Annotated in this window: 14 protein-coding genes and 2 pseudogenes; 14 read left to right on the forward strand and 2 right to left on the reverse strand. The window is 56.1% G+C overall.

Features of this window, described 5'->3' with window-relative positions; genetic code table 11:
- Positions 1-199 precede the first annotated feature (199 nt).
- Positions 200-403 carry a hypothetical protein gene (locus ACP7BS_RS29270; protein WP_426233263.1) on the reverse strand — a complete coding sequence of 68 codons (204 nt, stop codon included), beginning with the start codon at positions 401-403 and terminating at the stop codon, positions 200-202.
- A 1,285-nt stretch (positions 404-1,688) separates the two neighbouring features.
- Here ACP7BS_RS29270 and ACP7BS_RS29275 point away from each other — a divergent pair.
- The 14 genes and pseudogenes from ACP7BS_RS29275 to ACP7BS_RS29340 all read left to right on the forward strand — a co-directional run bounded on the left by ACP7BS_RS29275 (position 1,689) and on the right by ACP7BS_RS29340 (position 16,824).
- Positions 1,689-1,985, forward strand: a complete 297-nt coding sequence (locus tag ACP7BS_RS29275; RefSeq protein ID WP_426233265.1) for a hypothetical protein — start codon at positions 1,689-1,691, stop codon at positions 1,983-1,985.
- A gap of 1,098 nt (positions 1,986-3,083) precedes the next feature.
- Positions 3,084-3,428, forward strand: coding sequence for a hypothetical protein (locus tag ACP7BS_RS29280; RefSeq protein WP_426233267.1), 345 nt, complete (start codon positions 3,084-3,086; stop codon positions 3,426-3,428).
- A gap of 1,695 nt (positions 3,429-5,123) precedes the next feature.
- A pseudogene (locus ACP7BS_RS29285) lies at positions 5,124-5,755 on the forward strand (DUF6766 family protein).
- 216 nt (positions 5,756-5,971) lie between these two features.
- Positions 5,972-6,211, forward strand: coding sequence for a hypothetical protein (locus tag ACP7BS_RS29290; protein ID WP_426233268.1), 240 nt, complete (start codon positions 5,972-5,974; stop codon positions 6,209-6,211).
- Between the two features lie 168 nt (positions 6,212-6,379).
- Positions 6,380-7,015: an aldehyde dehydrogenase iron-sulfur subunit PaoA gene (paoA, locus tag ACP7BS_RS29295; protein ID WP_426233269.1), complete on the forward strand. Its 636-nt coding sequence runs from the start codon at positions 6,380-6,382 to the stop codon at positions 7,013-7,015.
- Entirely contained in the window at positions 7,012-7,962 is a 951-nt protein-coding gene (locus ACP7BS_RS29300; RefSeq protein ID WP_426233271.1) for an FAD binding domain-containing protein, read from the forward strand. Before paoA ends, ACP7BS_RS29300 begins: the two co-directional genes overlap by 4 nt.
- 2 nt (positions 7,963-7,964) lie before the next feature.
- Positions 7,965-10,163 carry an aldehyde oxidoreductase molybdenum-binding subunit PaoC gene (gene paoC, locus ACP7BS_RS29305; RefSeq protein WP_426233273.1) on the forward strand — a complete coding sequence of 733 codons (2,199 nt, stop codon included), beginning with the start codon at positions 7,965-7,967 and terminating at the stop codon, positions 10,161-10,163.
- 10 nt (positions 10,164-10,173) lie between these two features.
- Positions 10,174-11,094: an XdhC family protein gene (locus ACP7BS_RS29310; protein ID WP_426233274.1), complete on the forward strand. Its 921-nt coding sequence runs from the start codon at positions 10,174-10,176 to the stop codon at positions 11,092-11,094.
- Positions 11,091-11,717: a nucleotidyltransferase family protein gene (locus ACP7BS_RS29315; protein ID WP_426233276.1), complete on the forward strand. Its 627-nt coding sequence runs from the start codon at positions 11,091-11,093 to the stop codon at positions 11,715-11,717. Before ACP7BS_RS29310 ends, ACP7BS_RS29315 begins: the two co-directional genes overlap by 4 nt.
- A 123-nt stretch (positions 11,718-11,840) precedes the next feature.
- Positions 11,841-12,941 (forward strand): annotated as a pseudogene (locus ACP7BS_RS29320) (IS3 family transposase).
- Positions 12,942-13,146: 205 nt separating this feature from the next.
- Positions 13,147-13,596, forward strand: a complete 450-nt coding sequence (locus tag ACP7BS_RS29325) for a substrate-binding domain-containing protein (protein ID WP_426240895.1) — start codon at positions 13,147-13,149, stop codon at positions 13,594-13,596.
- Between the two features lie 501 nt (positions 13,597-14,097).
- Positions 14,098-14,865, forward strand: a complete 768-nt coding sequence (locus ACP7BS_RS29330; protein ID WP_426233278.1) for an outer membrane protein — start codon at positions 14,098-14,100, stop codon at positions 14,863-14,865.
- A gap of 553 nt (positions 14,866-15,418) precedes the next feature.
- The gene (locus ACP7BS_RS29335; protein WP_426233280.1) at positions 15,419-15,622 is read left to right on the forward strand and encodes a hypothetical protein; all 204 of its coding nucleotides are present in this window, start codon (positions 15,419-15,421) and stop codon (positions 15,620-15,622) included.
- Between the two features lie 320 nt (positions 15,623-15,942).
- On the forward strand, positions 15,943-16,824 hold the full coding sequence (locus ACP7BS_RS29340; protein WP_426233282.1) for a DUF72 domain-containing protein: 882 nt from the start codon (positions 15,943-15,945) through the stop codon (positions 16,822-16,824).
- Positions 16,825-17,568: 744 nt separating this feature from the next.
- Here ACP7BS_RS29340 and ACP7BS_RS29345 read toward each other — a convergent pair.
- On the reverse strand, positions 17,569-17,658 hold a 90-nt coding region (locus ACP7BS_RS29345), incomplete at its 5' end, for an integrase core domain-containing protein (RefSeq protein WP_426232134.1).

The following is a 17,658-nucleotide window of genomic DNA, read 5'->3' on the forward strand; positions in this document are numbered from 1 at the left end:
GCCTCCGCCATTAGCGCCGCTATCTCGATGTCTCGAAGCGGATCTTGTCCTCGGCGACCCGGGCGAACGCCGGACTCGACACGCATCTCGCGCACCATTCGTACACCCCGATCGATCAACCGTCGGCGCTCATCAATGCCCAACGTTATGGGACTGTTTGCTGCACGGATAAGTTCGGCTATGAAATCTGTGGTGGAACTCAATGGTTCGTCCCTCCGGCTCGCTTGGCAAATTCAAGGTTGAGCTGGGTCGCCCATTTTCCGGCCTGTGCAGCATGGAGCCTGTCCAGGGCGATAACGTTCAGTGCCGCTGGCTGCCCCGCGAATACGTCATAGCCGGTACAAGAATCGTTTGAATTCATGCGCAGATCGAAGCGTTTCGGCGGACACAGTTTCATAGCCATGAATGGTCATTGAGCGGACGCGGGAGTCAATCGACTGTCAAAGAAAAAGGCCGAGCATTCGCCCGACCTTCTAACCGTCCCACAATACGTGCCAGTACATCCGTGGTCACATGCTGGGAGAGGCGTCTTTTGAGCGCGTTTCTTCTACCGTTTCGTAGGCCCAAGAATCTCGCGCGAAATTTCTGGCAGCGTTCTCTGCGCTGTCCTTATCGTCGAATTGATCGGGCAAAACGTAGCTGTTGTCCCCGAGTTGTACGAGCACAGTCTTGCTTATGCAGTCGTATTGAATTCGAAGCTGTTCGCCCATCGTTTCCACCCTGAAGCTGATCGACAAAGAAACTTCAGAGCAATCGATTTGTTCCGCTCGAGGTTTACAAACGGCGAGGTTAGGCGTTGGAGTCTGCGGGCACGGTCGAGACCTTGCCGTCGACTCTGAGAGCAAGCCAGCCGCAGGGTGAACGAAGCAGCCGGCATCCGTATCGCCTACGCCTTGGCGACCGACCGGAGTAGGTAGCATCGCCATGTGGCATGACAACCTTCAGGGGAATTATTCTGCGGTTTTATCATCAATAAAAAAGCCGCCATCCGTTACCAGATGGCGGCGCAACATGACCACTGAAAAAGCTCACAATAAGAAGTGCAATATGGAATGCCTGCCTCTCTCCCAAGAGTGCATATATAACACTACTAATTTAGGGGTTTTTCAATGCACATTTTTGGGGTTGTTATTCGTCTGTATAATATTGGTGGCAATGTTCCACCAGGCCGGTCATGGCGTCAGAGCTTTCCATTTCGTAAGCCTGTGCAATTCCGCCTTCCTCGGTAAGGGCGTACCGAAACATGGAGCCCGATGCTCCCGTTAGGCGGACCGCCCCGGTCCCCGTCGCACTCCTCATGGCGACGGGGCTTTTACAAGGAGGTCTCACCAGCCGCCGAGGCGATTGTCACCACGCTGAAGAGCGCCGGAAACGGAGCGATCGCAAGCCGTCATCCTTATATGGATGACGGCTTTTTTCCAGCAAATTTCATAAGCTTACATGAACGAAGGGTTCAGATCGGGTTCATAGTCTAAGGCCCATGGTAGGTCATCAACTTGAAAGGAAGACCATGAAAAAGATAATCCAGACCATCGGCGCCGCTGCAATAGCAATGGTGGTCGGCCTTACAACCTTCACACCAGTATCAGCTGCTCCATTCGCTCCCCCAAAGAGTGAAGTGACGTCTGACGTGCAGACCGTCCAATATCGCCACAGTGACGATGACAAGCCGCGCTGGAACAAGCGTCATGACCGACGCGATGATCGCTTCGACCGCCGTCACGATCGCCGCCATGACCGTGCTGAGCGACGCCAAGAGCGGCGCGGGTATTGGAACGGGCACCGTGGCTATCGCGAACACCGCCGTGGCTATCGTCGCCACACCGATGGCTATTACTATTCGCAGGATGTTTTCCGGCTCTTCATTCGATAATCGGAAGCATTGCGTTGGGCCGTCATCCTTCGGGGTGGCGGCATTTTTTATTTCATATGTTAAAATCAGCCGATGTCCGACCAATGGCCTATGTTCATATTGCAATGCATAGTGGTGTTCGGACTGGTGGGCGTGTTGTTCATCCGCGGAGATGGGGACTAGTCTCGCCCGGGATTACGGACATCTTGCGAGGTGAGCCAGCGGTCGGGGGCAACCACTGGCTCGGCAATTACGCCGCACGGGCGGCTGCTTCGCCACCGGCGCTGAAGGGTATTAGCGGCCGGCTAATGAAAACCTTGTGGACTGGTTCTTGTTCCACGGAAAAAAGGATCTGAAGGCAAGCAATGTTTGGTCTCTCAGTTTGACAATATTTAGCATGCGCTGGGCCGCGAAAGGAATGAGAACGTGAATTCATTGACAGATCCCAACAGCGCCATGTTTTACGCTGCCGGTGCTGTAGTGGTGCTCGCTGTTTTGCTGCTCATCGTATGGCTGCTACCAAAACCGTAACTGGGCATCGATCCGTTGCTGATGCCGGGGGGGCTCGGGAGCGTTTATGACTCGGATGAACGGGAAGCGGCGATGGAAGCTTTTTGGTGAGGGGCGAGGGTGGGAGGCAACCTAATGACCTCTCACCGGTTACCCTCGCGTTCAAGGCGTCTTTGGCCAGCAAGTTCCTCGAGTTCTGACCTTACATTGTCGCCGTCAACAGGGACTAACCGGGCCGGAATCGTTCGGACGTCACTGAGACCAAACACAAGCAGCAACTCTGTCTCCATTCGACGACCCGGCATTACGAGATGGCCGTAGCTCCCCATCCAGAGCATTCCATCTCGGCGCGCTGCCAGACACTCTTTACCTGAAGCGTTTCAACGTCGATGCCGTATTGGGCGAAGATTAGTTCCTCGCTGTGTGCCTTGGTTGCCTTTTCCAACTGCATCGGGATTCCGCCATCTCCAATTGTGGTGACTTCTCACAGCCTATGGACGTTATTTAATAGCACGCGCAGCCCCGACGATGAGGTGTCTGCAAGGCTGCACCACCCGTCAGATAAATTGACCAATATTGGATCCAATGTTCATATTAAGTTCGCTGAATGTCCAGAATACATCCAAATTTGGCGCTTGCGGTATTAAGCCTATCCGTCGAATCTTCCTCTGGACGAGGCCAAACGGCCGCAAAGAAACTCGAATTCATCTGAGGACAAACCATGAAATTTAATAGCGTTGGCTTAGGTTTTATTGCAATCGCGTTCGGCATCGCGGGGAATGGACTGGCGACCGGCACCTCCCACGCCGCAGAGTTTTCTTTTACGGCTACCAACACCACCAAGACGGCAATCACCGAAGTGCTGGTTTCTGAAAACAAAAGCGACTGGGGTTATTTCGACATTGGGAGCGGGATCAAGCCAGGTTCGACGTCAGACCTCGTCTGGGATCAGAGCACGAATAGCGAAGGCTGCTCCCAGTGGGTCAAGGCCACTTATGCAGACGGCAGCGAATCGGAACCCGCCAAGTTCGATTTTTGCGAAAACGGGCTTGCGATCGATTTCTAACAGATTGCTATGGCGTCGTTATGGACCATCGGTAACCTTGGCGGACCACAATCATGTTCCTCTCGGGCAATTTTCTTACATTACGCTGGAATTGGGTGGAACCAACCGGCCGGTGATAATTGATAATCAATCGACTCCCACCCGCTCGATGTCGATGCAAGCCACTAATGGCCAGGGTCAATTAGTCCATAACGGTCTCGTCGATCTTCTCGCCGCGTTCTGCGTCACGGCGAACGACACGCTCAGAGGATCTTGCGTTATGGTTCCGTATCGCCTCGTTAGCGGCATGGGCGCCTCTCTCCTTTGAGCTGCCGTGCAGAGCCTCGTACGGCACTTTTCCGGCGGCGTGTAAAACTGATTTCTTTGCGGGCGACAACTTCGGCCCGCAGAGATTTTCGTCGAGGGTAGGGCGGGCTCACCATAGTTTCCCCTGTCCGGTTTCTGCATGGCCGTAGCGGGGCCTTTTTAGATAATTTATTTGCAGAGTTTGGGGCAGGCGGCACAGTTCACAACGGAAATTTGGATCGTGGAGCCGGCCCTCAACTTAGTTGTCGGCCTCTATTTAGAGAGCATGCAGCTCTAGGCGTGAAGGTGACAGAAACGTCACGTTTTAGCCACCGTAGATCATTCCTCCAACGCGAATCTTTGCGACGGCCCAAACGACGGGTCGACACACGCTGGTTTGGCCCTGCGCGTGATGTTTTAAATATTTCCAAGGTCGACCCGCCGGCAGACCCCACCGCAGTTCGGGCGTGGGGGGTCGCAAGGCGGGATAACGCATTCAGCGATAGTCCGCATCAGCGGAAGCACCCGACACGGGCAGCAGTTCCCACAAGGCTCGCAAGTCAAGGCCTAGTGAAGAAGTACCAGCAAACCGCACACACGCCGATACCCATGGCAATCCCAGTAGCGGCATTGCCGAGTAGGGCCGTTCCTATAGCGGCGCCGATTGCTACGCCTATAACCAGACCAAGGGTCATATCGAATTCTCGTCGGCGGCACAAACAAAGGGCCAGTGGCCGGCGGAGACCGCTGGTCCGCTTTCGTCGCCGGAGATTGGCCACGGAAGCTATCGGCGCGCTGAAGGGGTCGTCGCTGCCGGCCAGTAAAACAGCAAGATAAACTTCAAATTAAAAAGCCAGCCAACCTGGGAGGACTGGCTGGCCGTTAGATCGATGCAAGTTGGGACTCTGCAGCGTATCGAGCGGTGTGGGGACGCTTCAAAAGTGATGTAATGTTAGACCGAGGACTTTGTTTCGGCTAATTTGAACTTATGACAAATGATATCAACCCCGACTTGCCGATCCGCTTGGCAGGCATCATCGATGCAGGAGGCTGCGAGGATGGCTATAGAAAGACTCACGGCAAGGATGAATAGGACGGAGCCCGAGAGCAGGAAGGCCATGCTTGCAGCTCGGCGGAAGATACGTTTGGCAAATCGCGTTAAGGACGGACTTGGTAATTTGCAGCCCTGCTTTTAACCAACGCAATTTTGCTTCGGTTGATTATTTGGACGGAAAGGGAGAGCGTTAGCATTTCACGAGTCGTGGCGACCAGGTGGCGATTCGAGAAAAACCAAAATAAGATCAGCTCAAGAATAATATAATTATTTCAGGTGTTTGGGTAGTGAGAGCGCAGGGATTCGAACCCTGGATCTACTGATTAAAAGCTAGAGGTGTCCATTATTCGCAAGGTCTGACCATCGTCCTGGCCATCCTTACCATCTCGACAATAAGTCGGATGTTGCTGACGGGCTGGTCGGTGCACAAACATGAACTGGCGGAGCACTGAACGGCAAGGGTCGGTCTTGCCGGTTATGCCGCGTCCAGCCATTTTCTATCGTCCATGTTCGAGAAATGGGAAGCCGAGTTCCTATAGATGTCCGCATATGTGATGCTGACTGCGATCCTGTTCCAGCGAGGATCTGCGGCGTCCAAGGATCTGGACCGGCCCTCTGAGGTCGATGACGATCCCGCAGCAAAGGTTGAGGTACTTGATGCGCCATGGCTCGTCCGCGTTAGGGGCTGGGCGCGCACGGCGTATTCTTATTCGCTCGGCATCGCGCTGGCTTTCGCTCTTCGTGCCGACATTTTTCTTACATCTCAGGTGTAGCGCGGAGGCGGGAAATGTCGAAACGCACATGCATGGACAGGCGACATCAATGATTGATCACTTCTCCAGCGCCCAGTTCTGGTTAGAGTCATTAGAGAACTGGCAAAGCAAAATTCCTCTCCACCACGGTGGTGGTGCTCTCGATTTTCCTGCGTTTCAAAGGGCCACCAGACTCGAAGCCAGTCGCTTCTCCCCACAGCGAGACGGGTGGCTAACGCTGTGAAGCCTCCAAACGCGGCGCTTAAACCACTCTATTTATTGAGGTTGGATCCCATGCGTCGGCTTCGGCCTTCGGCTTCCGTCATAACGTCTACAGCGGCAGGTCGTCGACGTCCGCTATGCGGTCGGTAACGTCGATGGACAGGAAGTCGAACCCGCTCAAAGTGACATAGGTGGAGGTCGTTTCTACGGTCAGGATATCGGTGACGACTATGTTCGATGCACTGAAGATCGCATACCGACCGAAGCTAGAGGCCGATCTCAAAAGGCTTTTTTACCGTAACGCGATGCTGCGGTTGTTTGAACGCGCGGCCATCCGGGTCCGTGGCGGGCGAGCCTATGAGAAAACCGCCGGCGGCGATCTTAACGAAGTCAATGCCAGCCAAGCTGCTCGGCGCCGGCGTTTGCGCCTGCAGACGAAACCCGCCCAATGCTGCCGCCGTTATTCATAGATCAAGGAAAATAACGGTCGGTTGGAACATCTGGCCATCTTCCTCACTTATGGACTGGGCATAAGCGACGCAGCATCTAATCTTCACCGCCGAGCGCCCTACTCTACATTTTGAGCGTTTAGCTTTAGGGCCAAACCCCTACTCCAGCTGAGAACGATCGGAGCGGACATGCTCAATCAAAATTTGGAACTTTCACGTCGAGACCTTCTTATCTCGTCAGCAGCGGCGGTGGCTCTTACGGGAGTCGCGGCGCACAACACTGCTGCGCAGCCAACGGGAAACGATATGAAACACACAACGCCTGTGGCTCTCACTGTTAACGGCGAGAGACACCAACTTGCCCTCGATAACAGGACCACGCTTCTCGATACTTTGCGGGAACATTTGCATCTCACGGGAACAAAGAAGGGCTGCGACCATGGACAATGCGGCGCATGCACGGTCATCGTCGACGGTCAGAGGATTAATTCCTGCCTAACGCTTGCCGTCATGCATGACGGCGACGAGATCACGACGATCGAGGGACTGGGCCTTCCAGGCAACCTCCATCCGATGCAGGCGGCGTTCATCAAGCACGACGGCTTCCAGTGCGGCTACTGCACCCCAGGCCAAATCTGTTCCTCCATCGCGGTGCTGGAAGAGATCAAGGCGAACATCCCGAGTCACGTTACTGGCAACCTGACCGAAGCGGTAAGGCTTACGGCCGCCGAGGTCCGCGAGCGCATGAGCGGAAACATCTGTCGGTGCGGAGCCTACTCCAACATCCTGGACGCCATCTCGGAAGTCGGGGGGATTGAAACATGAAGGCCTTTACCTACGAGCGCGCGTCATCGGTCGAAAGTGCCGCCAAGGCAGCAGCTTCGAACCCGCAAACCAAGTTCATTGCCGGCGGTACAAATCTCTTGGATCTCATGAAACTCGAGATCGAGCGCCCGAGCCATCTGATCGACGTGAATGGACTTGGCCTCGACAAGATCGAGCCGACGCCGGAAGGTGGCCTGAGGATCGGTGCTCTCGTCAGGAACACGGCCTTGGCCGCAGACGAGAGGGTGCGACGAGACTACGGTCTCCTATCGCGCGCGCTGCTGGCAGGTGCCTCCGGGCAGCTTCGCAACAAGGCAACAACCGCGGGCAACCTGCTACAGCGAACACGCTGTCCGTACTTCTACGATCCGAACCAACCATGCAACAAGCGCCAGCCAGGTAGTGGTTGCTCTGCGATTGGAGGTTTTACGCGCCAACACGCGGTCATAGGAACGAGCGACGCCTGCATCGCGACGCATCCGAGCGACATGGCAATCGCCATGCGGGCGCTTGACGCCGTTGTCGAAACCGTCAAAGCCGACGGGGCGAAACGGTCCATTCCGATGGCGGACTTCCATCGTCTTCCTGGAGACACGCCGCATATCGAGACAACACTCGAACCTGGCGAAATTATCACTGCGGTCGTCCTGCCGCTACCGACCGGTGGCAAGCACATCTACCGGAAGGTGAGGGACCGGGCATCCTACGCGTTCGCCCTCGTCTCGGTCGGCGCAATCATTCAGCCTGATGGCTCTGGCCGCGTCGCGGTCGGCGGCGTCGCCCATAAGCCTTGGCGCATCGAAGAGGCCGACGTGCAACTCAAAAACGGTGCCAAGGCCGTTGCCTCTGTCTTAATGGCGAGCGCCCGTCCAACCGAGCAGAACCACTTCAAGATCGATCTTGTCGAGCGCACGCTAGGCGCCGTGATCGTGGAGGCAAGGGGATAGTCATGCAGTTCGACAAACCAGCTACCACCAATCCAATCGACCAGCTCAAAGTGGTTGGCAAACCCATCCATAGAATAGACGGCGAGCTCAAGACCACCGGCAGAGCGATGTACGCCTACGAGTGGTACGACAAGAACGTGCCCTATGCCTACGGATATCCCGTTGGCGCTTCGATCGCCAAGGGCAAGATTAAGTCGATCGACACAAGCGCCGCGAACAAGTCGCCAGGGGTGCTTAAGGTCGTCACGACGCTCGACGTCGGAGACCTAAAAAAGGGCAAGTACAACACCGCCAAGCTGTTTGGCGGCGCAGAGATCCAGCACTATCATCAAGCCGTCGCTGTCGTTGTCGCAGATACGTTCGAACGGGCACGTGCCGCAGCGGCATTGGTGAAGGTAGACTATGAAGAACAACCTGGCGTCTACGACCTGCGCGCTGCCATGGCATCGGCCGAGAAGCCCGAGGAATCCCATGAACCGGACACGGCGGTCGGCGACTTCGACGCCGCTTTTAAGACGGCTGCCGTCACGTTGAGCGAGACCTACACGACCCCGGACCAGTCGCACTCGATGATGGAGCCGCACGCTTCGATCGCCGCGTGGATCGGTGATGAGCTGACCGTCTGGACGTCGAGCCAGATGATCGACTGGGGGCGGACCGACCTTGCCACAACGCTCGGGATCGACAAGGAGAAGATCCATCTGATGTCGCCGTTTATCGGCGGCGGGTTTGGCGGTAAGCTGTTCCTGCGCGCCGATGCCGTTCTAGCCGCATTCGCGGCAAAGGACGTCGGCCATCCAGTGAAGGTGGCGCTCCCGCGGCCTTTTGTACCGAACAACACGACGCACCGCCCGGCTACCATCCAGCGCATTCGCATCGGCGCCGAGCGCGACGGCAAGATTACGGCAATCGCCCATGAGAGCTGGTCTGGCGACCTTCCGGGCGGCGGGCCGGAAACGGCAGTCAACCAGACGCGGCTTCTTTACGCCGGAGCAAACCGGATGACGGCAATGCGTCTGGCCACGCTCGACCTTCCAGAAGGCAACGCCATGCGCGCACCCGGCGAGGCGCCGGGTTTGATGGCCCTTGAGATCGCCATTGACGAGATGGCCGAAAAGCTCGGTATGGATCCTGTCCAGTTCCGGATCGTTAACGATACCCAGGTCGATCCGGAGAAGCCCGAGCGGCCGTTCTCGCATCGGGATCTCATCGGCTGCATGGAGCGAGGGCGCAAGGCGTTCGGCTGGGACAAGCGCGCCAAGCCAGGCGCCCGTCGAGAAGGGCAGTGGCTCGTCGGTATGGGTATCGGAGCCGCGTTCCGCAACAATTTGGTGATGCCATCGGGCGCGCGCGTCAAGCTCGACCGGGACGGCGTCGTAACCGTCGAGACCGACATGACCGACATCGGGACCGGCAGCTACACGATTATCGCCCAGACGGCCGCCGAGATGCTTGGCGTTGGCATCGACAAGGTGGCGGTCCAGCTTGGGGATTCCCGCTTTCCGGTATCGGCCGGCTCCGGCGGACAGTTTGGCGCGAACTCTGCAACGTCAGGTGTTTACGCGGCCTGCGTCAAGCTCCGCGAAATCGTCGCCAGCAAGCTCGGCTTCAACTCGGAGAATTCAGTATTCGAAAACGGGACAGTTCGGTCGGGCAACCGCTTCGTCCCGCTGGCGGAGGCCGCGGGCGATGAAGTACTGGTTGGCGAAGACACGATGGAGTGGGGCGATCTGACAAAGACGCACCAGCAGTCGACCTTCGGGGCGCATTTCGTAGAAGTGGGCGTTGATGTCGCGACGGGGGAAACGCGGATAAGGCGCATGCTGGCAGTCTGCGCCGCGGGCCGCATCCTCAACCCGATCACGGCCCGAAGCCAGGTTATCGGCGCGATGACCATGGGAGCGGGTGGTGCGCTCTCCGAAGAGCTCGCCGTCGACACTCGGCGCGGCTTCTTCGTCAACCATGACCTCGCGGGCTACGAGGTGCCGGTCCATGCCGACATCCCGCACCAGGAGGTGATCTTCCTGAACGAGACAGATCCGTTGTCTTCGCCGATGAAAGCGAAGGGCGTGGGAGAACTCGGTCTTTGCGGCGTGTCGGCAGCAATCGCCAACGCGATCTATAACGCCACCGGCATCAGGGTCCGGCACTATCCGATCACCCTCGACAAGCTGATCGGCGAGCTGCCGGACGTAGCTTGAGGAGGATGACATGGACCAAGTTTTAACTTCTCTTCCGACCCCGGTTCGGGCAACCACGTCCGACGAACCGGAAGAGATATTGGCCTTCGCATTGGCCGCATTGCAGGGGGGCGGTAAAATTGCCCTTGCAACACTTGTCGATATTCGAGGAGGGGCCGCCCGCGCGCTCGGCTCTCAGCTTGCAGTCGCCTCGGACGGCAGGTTCTGTGGCTACGTTTCTGGTGGATGCGTCGAGGCGGCAGTTGCCTGCGAGGCGCTTATGGCCCTTGAAGAAGGACGAGATCGTATCGTGAAGTTTGGGAAGGGTTCTCCATTCTTTGACATCGCCTTGCCATGTGGCGGCGGCATCACGATCGCCATCCACGTCCTAAGGGACGGCAGGCTCGTTGATGGCATCCTTAAAAGCTTACAAGCGCGAGAGACAGGAGCGCTCTGCTACTCACCTGATGAGCACCTACTCGACCGGATATGTCCTCCGTCGCAGTCGGGATGGTATGACAAGGATTTCAAAATCTTGTACCGACCTCGTACGAGGATCGCCGTTTCAGGCGGGAACGCTGAAGCACATGCGGTGTCAGCCATTGCGAAGGCTTGCGGCTTTGATGTAATCGAGACGAATGGGAATGAGCAAAATTTACTGGCGGCGATCGACGAGATGACCGCTGTTGTGTTGCTGCACCATGATCTCGACGCCGAGGAGAGAGTTCTTGGTGCCGCTCTTAGGTCGCGCGCCTTCTACGTCGGCGCACTCGGTAGCACCCGTACTCACAAGCGGCGAGAGGAGCGTCTATGCCTCGCGGGCTGGTCTAAAACCGAGATCAACCGCATTAAGGCGCCGATTGGATTTTTCGGTCCGACAAGAGACGCCAGTTCGCTTGCCCTGTCCGTGCTCGCCGATGTCGCGGCAGCGCGTCTCGCGGCGTACGGATGATCGTGGAACGCGGTTCCGCCGTCGCCATTGTCGTTCTGGCGGCGGGCGCGTCGAGTAGAATGGGCGACGGCGGCGCTCACAAGCTGCTGGCTACCTTCAATGGTGTTCCGCTCGTTCGGCGATCTATCATTAACGCATTGGGATGCGATTGTACCGGCGTGTTCGTCGTCACCGGGCACCGACACGGCGAGATAGCCTCGGTGATCCACGACCTGCCGTGCCGGATTATCCGCAACGAGAAGTATCAAACCGGCATTGCTAGCTCGCTGGGAATTGGGGTGTCCGCTGCGGCTCAAACTGAACCAGAGGGCATAATGATCACGCTTGCCGATATGCCTGATCTTTCAACCGAGCATCTGAACGCACTTGTCGCCGCTTTCCGCGAAACTCGCGCAAGTTCCATCGTGCGCGCTGTTAGCCATGGGTTGCCAGGCAACCCGGTCATCTTCCCGCGAATTCTGCACAGCGATCTTCAGCAACTCAAAGGCGACGTTGGTGCATGCTCCCTTGTCCGAAGCGGTGCAGCGCAGGTTATGGACGTTGAAATCGGTGAGGCAGCGTTGCTCGACGTCGATACCGTCGAGCAACTTCTTGCTGCGGGCGGAAAACTTCCCCGCTCCTGATGACCGACTGCAAACAATGGCGATAACACGCGCAATTCATGAATGCGGTTCATGCGGATTGCCTGAGACCCTAATCTTCCTCCAAATTTTGGTAGAGTCCGTCACACTGAGGAGACGGACAGCATGAAGCATTCACGGTTCACGGACGAGCAAATCATCGGGATATTGAAAGAGCAGGAGAACGGCCTGAGGACGGCCGACGTCTGCCGCAAGCACGGAATATCCGAAGCGACTTTTTACAAATACAAATCGAAGTTTGGCGGCACGGAGGTTTCCGATGCCCGCAAGCTGAAGGCTCTGGAAGATGAGAACGCCAAGCTGAAGAAGTTGCTGGCCGAGACCATGCTGGACAATGCCATTTTGAAGGATGTCGCTTCAAAAAAATGGTGACGCCCGATGTGAAGCGGGACGCTGTGGCTCATGTCTGCGAACAGCATGGTGTGAGCCAGCGTCGGGCGTGCGAGGTTTTGTCCGTTGATCGGTCAAGCGTGCGATATCGCAGCGTTCGGCCCGATGACGCTGATATCCGTGAGGCTATGAAGCTGGTGGCATCCGAGCGCCGTCGTTTTGGATATCGGCGCATTCACGTCATGCTGGATCGGCAGGGGATCGTCATGAACCTGAAGAAGCTCCGGCGTCTTTATCGCGAAGAGAAGCTGACCGTCCGCAAACGTGGCGGGCGCAAACGGGCTTTGGGAACGAGACGACCTTTGGCACTACCCTCGCGTCCCAACGAGCGCTGGAGCCTCGACTTCGTCAGCGACGCCTTCACGGATGGTCGTCGCTTTCGGGTCTTGGCCGTTGTCGACGACTTCACCCGCGAATGCCTGGCGCTGGCCGCCGACACGTCGCTCTCAGGTCGGCGGCTTGCGCGGGAACTCGATGCCGTCATCGTGCGCCGAGGAAAGCCACGAACGATTGTTTCCGGATAATGGAACGGAGATGACGAGCATGGCCGTTCTCGAATGGTGCCAAGCCAGCCAGATCGAATGGCATTACATCGCGCCGGGCAAGCCGATGCAGAACGGCTTCGTAGAAAGCTTCAATGGCAGCTTCCGCGACGAATGCCTCAACGAAACACTGTTCTCGTCTGTGACACAGGCGAGGACGGAAATCACCGCATGGAAGGAAGACTTCAACCGAAACAGACCACACTCTTCGCTGGGTAACATCACGCCCAGTGAATTCGCATCGAAAATAGCTCTGGAAAAACTGGCCGCATAAAGCCAGATTGAAACCCCAAGACTCTCCCGAAAACTGGAGGGAAGATGGGTCTCAGGTCAAAGGTTATCGCCGAGCTCTTATGATGCGCGACATACCTTTCGACAGCGCATCGGTTCTCAGAGGAGGGTGGACCATAACGGGAGGCTACAATGCTTTTAAGCAGCTTCAAACGTTGACTTAGCCACCAACGGCCATTTTGCTGTTTTTGCGATCGAACTGCTATGGGGGTCTTGCCGCTGCCGCTGAAGCAAGGCTTTCGATCACCAACGATATTTCGGTGATTGGTTTCGACAATGAATCATACACAGCGGACATGCTCCCACCATTGACGACAATGGAACTTCCGCACGCCGACATGGCGCATTATGCGGTTGAAAAGCTCGCTGAATTAGTGGCAACGCTTCGGTTGAAACGCGAGAACCAAAATGAAGTTCGAATGCGAAATTGTCGAGCGCAAATCAGTAGCCGAGTTTCGGGCGTTACAGCAGTAAACTACGGCTCGCGTTGCGGATCGGAAAAGTCCTGCTCAACTCATAGGTGTGCCTTTAAAAACTTTCGCTCGCTCTGTCGCAGTTTGCACTCTCCCCTTACGCCACTTCGCGTTGAAAGCACGCGCGCCAAGTCTATACTAGTCAGGGCTACTGCCAAGTTCTGAGTGGCTCTCAAACACAAGCCCTCCATCCTCCTGCCGGAACAGATATGCCGTTCCCCGACTGGAGCGTTCCGTTTGATTTTTTAGCCTTCGATAGTGCGCTCTACGCAATCGGTAAAACTCTCCTAATTTTTGGCTTTCCACCTGAATGAAGGAGCGTTGCCTCTCGTCCCGAGATTTAACACCAGCAGCACGGACTGGAGAACCGGATGGTAGAAAAGGAACAACTGCGCGGATCGCTCTTCAAGGCGGCCTACGACCCAGCGTCTGGACGCAGACCTGCATGCCGCCGGGACGATCGGACGTTACCTGTTCCTGGGGCGAAAACCGGATAGCAATGCCACGGCTGCGATGAAGCAAAATAGCAACAGCCAGCCATTTCCCAACGGGGGTGGTGGAACAATTGCGGGCTTGCCATGATTACGCAGCAGACTTCGCCTTCAGCCCTCCACTAAAAACGGCCGCAGATTCCTTCAGCGAAACGGCCTATCAAAGGATTTTGAAATGACGAAAGTTCCCAGATTGTTACTCGCCTGCGTGTCGGTTCTTGCAGCCGCCAGCGCCGCTGCTTCTGCAGACCTCGCTCAGGATCTGTCCGCACCCGTCCAGCCTGTCGTTGTTGAAACCAGCGGGGGCTTCTATCTCGGCACCATCAACAGTCTAACGTTCATCGACAACACGCGGTTTGCTACTGCGGGGGCGCGCGTTAGTACGGATTACGATGTAGGATATTACAGCGCACTACGCGCAGGCTACAGCTTCGGCGACGTGGGCTATGTCTCGCCGCGGCTTGAACTCGAAGTCGGTTACGGCAACTCCTCCGTAGATCACCACCGCGTTAACGGTGCGGACGTCGGCTCGACGGATTCCTTCGGTGACGCGACAACAATCCAGGGATACGTTAACGGGTACCTCGACATTCCGTTGGGCAGTCCTGAGCAGGGCGGCTTCTTCAGTGCTGTCACCCCTTATGTCGGGGGCGGCGTCGGTTTTATGAATCTTGAACTTGGCCGTCAGGGCGTATCCGGAACGGGCGTTGTGATCGATGACGATGATACGCAATTTGCCTACCATCTCGATGCAGGAGTCGGCATCGACCTGCAAGGCCTCGGTCTATTTTCCGACGTCTCATTATTCAACGATACCACGCTGGACATCGGCTATCGGTACACGGCGGCCGACGACTTCAGCGTGCAGGCGCGGGATGGCACGAACCGGAGCACGGATTTCTCCAGCCATGCCGTGATGTTCGGCTTTCGCAAACAGTTTTGACTTTTGCCAGAGGCAAACCTTCGATTGTATTTGTCTTGATTGGAACAGGCGTCGACTACTTTGACTGTTCCAATCCGCACATTCGCTGGTTCGTCTTGGTTTAAGGCCTGGGATTTAGCGCCGAGAAGTCAGCCTCCCTTACCTAGCCCGGTCTCGTTGGCGTCCGCATCGGCCCCCTCCGAACGTTGTCCCGACGTGAAGCGGTCATCAAGTTCTTTATGGCTCGGCCGCTGTTGTACGCTACCGCGCTCACCTCAAAGTAATCTTCAACGGGCACTTCGTGCTGCCCGGTGAGTACCGGCACAGTGACACATATGAAAATCACAACGGCCGCTGGATGGTTGTGTGGTCTCAGGCCACGGCCATCAGCCGCTAGCTTGCTTTGCAAACGTCTACGGACTGATTCAGTGCTCGTTGGATGTTGCAACCACAGCTATCAGCGGTTCCATCCTTTGGACGATCCTCACCTATCAACGCCATTGGACGGAACATCTGAACCTTTCCACAGTTGAGTCAATATATAGGCGTGGAAACAGAGCTTGGAGGAAAAGCGATGAAACAGGAAACACCGAAAGCGGGCCCAGCCGGAACTACTGACCAATCGCCTCGCTGGGAAGGACCTGAAGAAACCCGCCCGCCCGGGTATCTTCCGTCCGTCGATGATCCTGAGACGGATCGCGACGCGGCAGGAGAGAACTTGAAAGATCCCAATCGCTCCAAAATGACCGACGCTGGGAAAACGAAGGGAGACAGGTGATGAAAGGGCCTGCCGAGGAGGATAAGCTTCTGTAAAGACAATCCACGATGACCAAACACCGGCACCCTGTCCCTGAAGGACTTATACGTTCGATTACGGCCACATCGAAGTCGCCAGGCTTTCCGCTTTTTACCGCAAAATTGGAACGGTCGAGGGTGCTAGGGCCGTTGACAAGGCTGGAAGCCTTGCGCAACCGAGCGGCTGCGACCTTTGCGTCGAAAGGACATGACGCGTTCGCAGCTATGCGTGGCCACCTCAAAGTCGATAATGACCGGACAGTCATACATAGTCTTTGGAACAGATAAAACTGGAACGGCAGCATGGTAGACGCCTCTCCCGAAGCCGTAGATAAACGACGTGCACGACGTGCCGAGCGTCGGCAAAAGCAACGTGATGCCAACATCGGCCGTGCCAACAAGATGAGTCTTGTCAGGCTTGCCGCTCGTCACGGCGAAGTGGTTTCAGACGGCCAAGCGGCGTTGTCGGGCCGGACACATATAGGCTGTTCGGGCTGGTACTACTGGCACTGGAAGGGGCATTTCTATCCCGCCGAAACGCCCTCAAACCAAATGTTCGACATTTATCAATCTAACTTCAAGACCGTAGAACTCAATGCGCCATTTTACTCTTGGCCGACCATCGCTGCCGTCAAGACTTGGGTGCGGCAAGCGGCGCCAGACTTTGTCTATACCGTCAAGGTTTGTGAACTCATTACCCATGTAAAGCGCTTCGAGGAAACTGAAACTTTGGTGGAGGACTTCGGCTATATCGCCGATCTGCTCGGTCAACAAATGGGATGCTTCCTTTTCCAACTGCCGCCTAGCATTCGGTATAGCGCCGAGACTTTGCATCGCATTCTGTCGCAACTTGACCCCTTACGTCGGAACGTGGTCGAGTTTCGACACAAGAGCTGGTGGAATGAGGAGGTTTTCAATGCGTTCAAAGCTGCCGGAGCAATCTTCTGTTCCTGCAGTGGCCCACGATTGCCTGACGAACTGGTCCGGACCGCTGGTGATATCTACGTACGTTTTCACGGAACAAAGCAGTGGTATCGCCATGACTATAGCGACGACGAGCTGCTGATCTGGGCCAATCGGATCCGCGAGAGCGGTGCCCAGACAACCTGGGTATATTTCAACAACGACCGTGACGGCCACTCCATAAAAAATGCAAAGCGATTGGCAGAGCTCCTGGAGAGGTAATAAGCGACCAGTCATTGCAAGGGACCAAAGCGTCACGGATTATCGTGTCGGTATGAGCCACGCTTCATCATACCCTCGGCGAAGAATTCCTGTGTAAGGTGCTGTGAGAAATCCACCCCCTCAACGACGTACAGATCTTCTTTGTAAGTTCGCGCCAAAGCGCGGATCCGCGCTGGGGCGGGGTTGGCACACAATGTACATGCTGTCCCTAATTGTCGTTAGATTTTCGAGCGTTGATCGATACTCGATCACTTTTTTAGCATGTGGCGCTGCACTTCAACGAACTTAAAACAAACGCATCAGATCTTGATTGCCGCTGCGCGCCGCCGGAAAGTGTGTTGGCCGGCCCCGATGGTTTGTAGACGCAATTTTGCGCCTCGCGAACTCATCAGTCGAACGACTTCAGCTTGATTGCGGCTGCGTTCGCCTCATCCATAGATGCATCCAATGTCGCCTAGAGGATGCGGAGTTCGGCCCTAAAGCGAGGTCCGAGTTGCTGTTTTTTCCATTTACCCAACCTATGCTGCCAGTCGGCAACCTCTACAATCAGCTTACGGGACCGCTCTAAGGTTTCAGGATTGACCACTCTTGCATCACGCTCGGCATTTTCGCCAGTTCCACCAATTCGACGGTGCTACTAACCATGTCGGGAGAGCAGTTCTCACCGTTTCCACCTCAAAAACGACGGCATCATTGGCCGGATAATTTGTCATTTTGGAGTTGCCCCATAAAAACCGGACAGGATCAGATTTCTGTTTGACGGTTTAAGAACTCACGCGGGGATCGATATCCCAAAGCCTTGTGCGGGTGAAGCGTGTTGTAGTGCTCGAACCA

It is taken from the genome of Pararhizobium sp. DWP1-1-3, from assembly GCF_049896125.1.
Lineage (GTDB): Bacteria > Pseudomonadota > Alphaproteobacteria > Rhizobiales > Rhizobiaceae > Pararhizobium.